The organism is Streptomyces sp. NPDC031225, assembly GCF_055570355.1.
On sequence record NZ_JBVIHJ010000001.1, the window covers coordinates 295,678 to 302,052 of the forward strand.

A 6,375-nucleotide genomic window follows, 5' to 3' on the forward strand; every position below is an offset into this window, starting at 1 on the left:
GACGCGTGGCCCGGCGCCCTCCGCCGCACCGCCTGCCCGCCGCCCCGACCCGCGAGGAGCCCCGTGAACACGGCACCGGATCAGGACGCCGGTTCGCATCGGCAGTGGCGTGAGTACGCGCCGCTCGACCTGCATCCCATCCTCATGCACTCCATGCAGGCGTTCAACGAGCACGGCTACCACGGCACAACGGTCCGGGACTTGGCGCGCCGCGTGGGGGTCACCGTCCCGGCGCTCTATTACCACTACGAGAACAAGCAGGCATTGCTCAGCACCCTGCTCGAAACATCGATGCGCGACGTCCTCGACCGCTGCCGGACGGCGGCGGCCGAGGCCGGGGACCAACCGGTCGCCCGCTTCTCCGCCATGATCGAGTGCATCGTGCTCTACATGGCAAATCGCCGCGGACTGGCCTTCCTGGACAGCGAGATCCGCAGCCTGGAACCGGAGAACCGAGCCCGCTACATCGCCCTTCGCGACTACCTGGAACACATGCTGCTCGACACCGTCCAAGCCGGCATCACCGAGGGCTACTTCGCCACCCCCATCCCGGCCGACGCCAGCCGAGCGGTACTGACCATGTGCCAGGGCGTCGCCACCTGGTATCACCCGGACGGGCCGCTCCCGCCCGAGACGATCGCCCAGCGGTACGTGCTGCTCTGCCTCGGCACGGTGGGGTTCACCGGCACAGCCGAGCTGAGCGAAGAGGCCACCCGGCCCCGCAAGCGGGCACGGGCAAGCATCGGCCCCCGGGGTGCCGCGGAGTAATCGCGGAACCCCGGCGCCGCCCGCCTCACGCCGGATCCGGCCAGACGGCCCGGTAGCCGGCCTCCGGGCTGACCTTCGCTGGGTTCAACCGACTCACCCATCTTGGACGCGGTCGTCATCCACTCCTGCCCAGGTGCCGCCTGACATCAATGTTGCACACTTGTGTATTTTTTCTCAGGTGTGCAGTTTCGCCGCATGCAGCTCGAACCATCTCAGGGATCCGACCCTCAGGACAGAAGGGTGCGGCGCTCACGCGCCGCGCTGATGGCGGCCGCGGTGCGCCTGGTGTCCGAGCGCGGCACCACGGCGATCCCGGTGACCGACCTCGCCGAGGCTGCGGATGTAAGCCGACGACTGGTCTACCTGCAGTTCGACGACGGCGACACCCTGGTGGTGGAGGCGGCGGTCGACCTGGTCAGACGAGAACTCCTTCCACAAGCTGGGACGGCGCCGACACCGCCGAGAGAGCCTTGGCGATGGCGCGGCATTTCGCGGTTCATCGATCCTTCTACCGCGCGATGCTCACAGGGTCCTGCGCGTTCGCCATGACCAGGTCGCTGGACAGCCTGTTCAGCTCACTCAACAGGCAGGTCATGCGTGAACTGTTCGGCGAGCTGGACGAACCCGCGGCACAGGATTTCGCGGCGTTCGTCGCGGGCGGGACCGGCGCGGTGGTCAACGACTGGCTGATCAACGGCGCGGACCCCCTGGCCCCGGAGGAACTGACGCACCGCCTGCTCCGTCTCTGGGCGCTCTTCGCCGGCAGTGGCGTCGTACGAACGGGCAGAGGACACGATCAATGAACCTGAGTAGTCATCTCACGGAACGCCTGCTGCACCTCCCCCCGCCGTTGACCAGGGTTCTGGTCGTCGAACCCGATGTGCGGGTGCCCATGCGCGACGGTGCCGTCCTGCTGGCCGACCGCTGGACCCCGAAAACCGGGGCCGAGGGCTTGCCGACCGCGCTCCTGCGCAGCCCCTACGGCAGGGCCGGCATGATCGCCGCGCAGATGGTCAGGCCGCTGGCCGAGAGCGGTTTCCAAGTGCTGGTGCAGAGTACATACGGCACCTTCAGCTCCGATGGTCCGTTCGATCCGCTGCGGCGCGAGCGCGAGGACGGGCTGGACACCGTGGAGGGGGTGGTCAAACAGCCATGGTTCGGCGAATCGATGGTGCTGTTCGGGATCAGCTACCTCGGCTTCGTCCAATGGTCGGTGGCCGACCAACTCCCGCCGCAGGTCAAGGCGATGATCCCGGTCGTATCAGAGTCGGCCTTCACCCTGGAGCAGCTGCGCAAGGACGGTTTCTCCCTGGAGGCACCGTTCGGCTGGGGCGTCCAGGTCGCCAGGCAGGAACAGCGGTGGGCGCTGCTGCGCCGCGCGCTGGGAACCCGAAGGGAGCGACGCGCTCTCTACGCGCTGCCGCTGAACCAGGCCGATGTCGCCGCCATGGGCCACCACTCCGACTACTTCCAGAACGTTCTCGCCCACGACGGCGACACCCCGCACTGGGCTACGGTCGACCACAGCTACCGGGTGGCTGACATCACCGTGCCGGTGAGTTCGGTCGGCGGCTGGTACGACATCTTCCTGCCCGGCCAGCTCCGCGACCACCAGTCGCTGCAGGCTGTCGGACGGCGGATGCGGCTCACGGTCGGACCGTGGGCGCACATCTCCACAGGCGTGGCGCAGGCAGGTGTTGGCGAGGCACTGGACTTCGGGCTGGCCCACGCCCGCGGCGAGGAGTGGCACGAGCGCGCTCCGGTGCGTTTGTTCGTAATGGGCAAGGAGAAGTGGCGCGACTTCCCCTCCTGGCCGCCGTCGGGATATCCGGCGCAACGCTTTCACCTCCAGTCGGGCCGCGAGCTGTCCGTCGAGGCGCCCGCCGAGTCGGCCCCGGACGGCTACCGCTACGACCCGACCGACCCGACTCCCGCGGTCGGCGGGGTCCGTATGGCCCTGGGAGTCGGGTCGCGTCGACAACACCTCTCTGGAAGCCCGGCCGGACGTGCTGACCTACACCACGACTGTGCTTGGGCAGGACGTCGAAGCTATCGGCGAGGTCAGCGCCGAGATCTGGTTCCGCTCCAGCCTGCCGTACGCCCATGTTTTCGTCCGGCTGTGCGACGTGGACGAGAAGGGCCGCTCGACCAATGTGTGCGACGGCCTGATCAGCCTCACAGTCGCTGACGAGATCTCGCTCGCGATGGTGCGGCTGTGGCCCACGGCGTACCGCTTCGCCCTCGGCCACCGCATCCGCGTCCAGGTGTCCAGCGGCGCCTTCCCCCGCTACAACCGAAACCCCGGCACCGGCGAACCCAGAGCAACCGCCACCACCCTCCGCGTCGCGGACCAGGAAGTCTTCCACGGCCCCGCACACCCCTCGGCGGTCATCCTGCCGGTGCAGCACCTGGATTGAGTTGAAAACCGCGGATCGACGACGCCAGCCGGTTCGGGTCGGCCACCGCGGCGCCCTCAGCGTGCGTCGACCGTGTGGAGCCCGGGGTGAGTGATGATGCAGTACTACGCGGATGCGGCGTTTCCCGTGCCCCGGCAAGACGGGAAGCCGTTCCCACCCCTGATGGGAAGGCTGAGGTGTGCTTCTCGCCCGCTCTGCCTGGGCGATCTCCCCAGTCCTCTTTGACCGCCGGAGCCGCTACGTTGCGGAGTGGCCCGTGAGGATCAAGTCGATGCCGTAGGAGAAGCGGTCGTCGAAGTTGTCCCGCGTGAGGTGCTGGATTGTCTCCGCAAGACAGGGGAATGCGCTCGGATCGGCCGCCGCGGCTTCGACGCCGGGCGTACGGTCCGGCGGTGTCTGCTCTTCGCGGACTAGGCCGAGCGTGAAGTAGATGAGCGTCCAACCCGTCCAGCCCGCCTCCTTCGGGCCGCGCCCCGTGTCGCGAAGGGCAACGTTGAACGCCTCCGCAAACGCCAGCGTGTGGGGCCTCTCCAGGGAGAATCCCTCCCGGGCCAAGCGGGCTCCGTCCCGGTGGGACCGCAGCGCCTCCCGGAGAGTCCGGGTCAGCTTCCGGACGCGCTCTTCCGGATCCCTGGGCAGTTTGGCGGGCAGGCAGTCGGCCATCATCGCGTCGGCCACCGCGCGCAACAGGCCGTCCTTGTCCTTCACGTGCCAGGCCACCGCGTTGACCCGAACACCCAGATGACCGGCGACGGCCCGGAGCGACAGCTTGTCGAGACCGTCCGCTTCCAACACTTCGAGCGAAGCGGCGACGATCTGCCGTTCGCCAAGGCCGACATGGGCCCGGGAGGCCGTGGGGCGGTTCTGCTCCGCCGAGCTTGACGTCTTGGACACCGTCCAATGATACTCAATTTACTTCTTGGACGCCGTCCAAGAGATTGACTCGAGAGGAATCCCCCATGGCCTCAACCACCCCTGCCCCGTGGGCGAATGTCGACCCCGCCCTGATCAACCCCCGCGCGGTGCGCCTGGTCGCGGCGTTCAAGGACGCCTTAGCTCGTATGCGCGACGAACACGGTCTGACCTTCGACGACTTGGACACGGTCGCCATGCTGCTGCAGAACCTGCACGACACCACGGGCGCACCGCTCTCCATCTGTGCCATGCCTCTGTTCAGCGAGGTCTTCCAGGGCGGCGGCGACGGCTACACGGCCTCCGACGACGTGGACAGCCCGACTTACGTCCCCGGATCACCACTGATCGACAACCCCGGCAAGCTGCCGATGCGCCCCGGCGAGCCCGGCACTCCGCTGATCGCCTCCGGTCGCATCCTGGACGGCCACGGCCACCCGCTGGCCGAGGCGGCGTTGACGATTTATCACGCCTCCAACGACGGCATCTACTCCGGCGTCTGGGACGACGACCAGCCGCAGTACAACCTGCGTGCCCGCCAGCTCACGGACGCGGAGGGCCGCTACACCTTCACCACCATCACACCCGCTCCGTACTCCAACGTGCAGGTCGAAGGACTCGAAGCCATTGTCGCGGCCGCGGCGGCCCTCGGCCGCAGCACCTACCGGCCGGCCCACATCCACTACGAGATCCACCACCCTGACCTGGTTACCCCCTTCCGAGGCGAGGTGTACTTCACCGGCGATCCCGTTATCCCGGTCGATTTCGTCGGCCCGAAGATCGCCGTCCCGTCACTGCAGGCCACCACCGTCCTGCACGACGACCCACAGGACATCGCCGCACATGGCTTCGATGCGCCTTTCAACACCGCCGACTTCGACTTCGTCATCAAGACCCGAACCAGCCCTGCCGCCCCCACCCGGCCGCAGGCGACGACATGACCTCCGAGGACCAGACCGCCTGACGCCTGGGCCGCCTCACCCACCACTACGACCGCCGGGAGTACGACGAGGTCCTCCGGATGTTCACTCCTGGTGGCGTCCGACGGCCGCACCGGACTGGAGCCGGCCGCGCGCCACGTCGTCACGAACCTGCACCTCCACACCATCGGAGACTTTGTCGCCCACGGTGTCCCTGCCTGGTCGCCGGTGCCGGCCCGGCCCCGCCGAAGAAGGCCCCACCCGCTATTCGGCCGAGCGGGCCGGCCACATCGTCGAGGTCACCGGGTCGCCATGGGGCCTCCTGTCCGGTCACAAGCTGACGGCGCCCGGGCGGAGGCCGGGTGCACAACCGCGCGAAGTTCCTGGTGGGCGCCGGGATGATCCTGATCGTGAGTCCATGCACCAGGAGCTTCGCGGTTCACCTTGGCCGGACCCAACCAGCCCCACGACACCCCTTCCTTCGGCACGCGGCACAGGACTGATGACGGCAGGGGCCCGGGCCGCACGCCGAGTGTCCGGATTCGACAAGCCGCCACGTCCCTCACGGGAAAGACGGCGTCGGCCCGGTCGGGATTCACTCCGGGACACCGACTGAAAGGGGCCATCCCCATGCCCGACATGCCCGCCGGTGAGTTCTGGACGAACCTCAAGCCGATCGAGAACTCCTTCCGCCCCGACGCACTTCCCGAGGTGTACCTGTCGAAGGTCGCCACCGATGACGACCGCTACTACGTCCCGTTCACCGAGACCGTCGGGTCCCGGCCGCTATGGATCAACGTCAAGGACAACAGCTGGGCCGACATCCTGCGGGCCAAGGAGGCGGGGCTGGTCAACCGGCACTACCACCCGCACGAGGTGTTCGCCTACACGATCTCCGGCAAGTGGGGCTACCTGGAGCGGCCCTGGACCGCGACCGCCGGCGACTTCGTCTACGAGGCGCCCGGCGAGGGCCACACGCTGGTCGCCTACGACAGCGGCGAGCCGATGAAGACGTTCTTCATCGTCAAGGGTCCGCTCGTCTGGCTGGACGAGAACGGCGAGGCCGACGGCTTCTTCGACGTGCACGACTACATCAGGATGTGCCGCGAGCACTACGAGAAGGTCGGGATCGGCGCCGACTACGTCAACTCCTTGTTCCGTTGACCGCTACCGACGGCACAGTCGCTGAGAGGAATCGCCCACCCGACGATCCCTCTCAGCACGTGATGGGCAGGCTGTGCGTCCATGCCGCCGCGGCGGCACGGAAGCAACCCCCCCCCACCCCGTCCGTCCCCCGCGTCACCTTCTTTTTTGACGGAGAATTCCCCTCTCTTGGGCAGCTCCCTTCCGCTGTGTCC

General features: G+C 67.9%; 6 protein-coding genes and 1 pseudogene. 6 read left to right on the forward strand and 1 reads right to left on the reverse strand.

What is annotated here, in order from left to right; genetic code table 11:
• Window positions 1-63 precede the first annotated feature (63 nt).
• The 4 genes and pseudogenes from ACZ48Z_RS01365 to ACZ48Z_RS01380 all read left to right on the forward strand — a co-directional run bounded on the left by ACZ48Z_RS01365 (window position 64) and on the right by ACZ48Z_RS01380 (window position 3,185).
• Window positions 64-768, forward strand: a complete 705-nt coding sequence (locus ACZ48Z_RS01365) for a TetR/AcrR family transcriptional regulator (protein WP_468733722.1) — start codon at window positions 64-66, stop codon at window positions 766-768.
• Window positions 769-1,008: 240 nt separating this feature from the next.
• On the forward strand, window positions 1,009-1,317 hold the full coding sequence (locus ACZ48Z_RS01370; protein WP_468733723.1) for a TetR/AcrR family transcriptional regulator: 309 nt from the start codon (window positions 1,009-1,011) through the stop codon (window positions 1,315-1,317).
• Complete coding sequence (locus ACZ48Z_RS01375; protein ID WP_468733724.1) at window positions 1,314-1,571, forward strand: TetR-like C-terminal domain-containing protein; 258 nt, start codon at window positions 1,314-1,316, stop codon at window positions 1,569-1,571. Before ACZ48Z_RS01370 ends, ACZ48Z_RS01375 begins: the two co-directional genes overlap by 4 nt.
• A gap of 89 nt (window positions 1,572-1,660) precedes the next feature.
• Window positions 1,661-3,185: pseudogene (locus tag ACZ48Z_RS01380) on the forward strand (CocE/NonD family hydrolase).
• 237 nt (window positions 3,186-3,422) lie between these two features.
• Here the strand turns inward: ACZ48Z_RS01380 and ACZ48Z_RS01385 are convergent.
• Window positions 3,423-4,079, reverse strand: coding sequence for a TetR/AcrR family transcriptional regulator C-terminal domain-containing protein (locus ACZ48Z_RS01385; RefSeq protein WP_468733725.1), 657 nt, complete (start codon window positions 4,077-4,079; stop codon window positions 3,423-3,425).
• 65 nt (window positions 4,080-4,144) lie between these two features.
• Here ACZ48Z_RS01385 and ACZ48Z_RS01390 point away from each other — a divergent pair, with 65 nt between their 5' ends.
• Together ACZ48Z_RS01390 and ACZ48Z_RS01395 are read left to right on the forward strand one after the other, a co-directional pair.
• Window positions 4,145-5,038, forward strand: a complete 894-nt coding sequence (locus ACZ48Z_RS01390; protein WP_468733726.1) for a dioxygenase family protein — start codon at window positions 4,145-4,147, stop codon at window positions 5,036-5,038.
• A 609-nt stretch (window positions 5,039-5,647) separates the two neighbouring features.
• Window positions 5,648-6,181, forward strand: coding sequence for a 2,4'-dihydroxyacetophenone dioxygenase family protein (locus ACZ48Z_RS01395; RefSeq protein WP_468733727.1), 534 nt, complete (start codon window positions 5,648-5,650; stop codon window positions 6,179-6,181).
• Window positions 6,182-6,375: the final 194 nt, after the last annotated feature.

Bases quoted from the DNA above. Each gene is read 5' to 3' on its own strand.
- ACZ48Z_RS01375 (WP_468733724.1), top strand. From the start codon at position 1,314: ATGACCAGGTCGCTGGACAGCCTGTTCAGCTCACTCAACAGGCAGGTC.
- ACZ48Z_RS01395 (WP_468733727.1), top strand. From the start codon at position 5,648: ATGCCCGACATGCCCGCCGGTGAGTTCTGGACGAACCTCAAGCCGATC.
- ACZ48Z_RS01390 (WP_468733726.1), top strand. From the start codon at position 4,145: ATGGCCTCAACCACCCCTGCCCCGTGGGCGAATGTCGACCCCGCCCTG.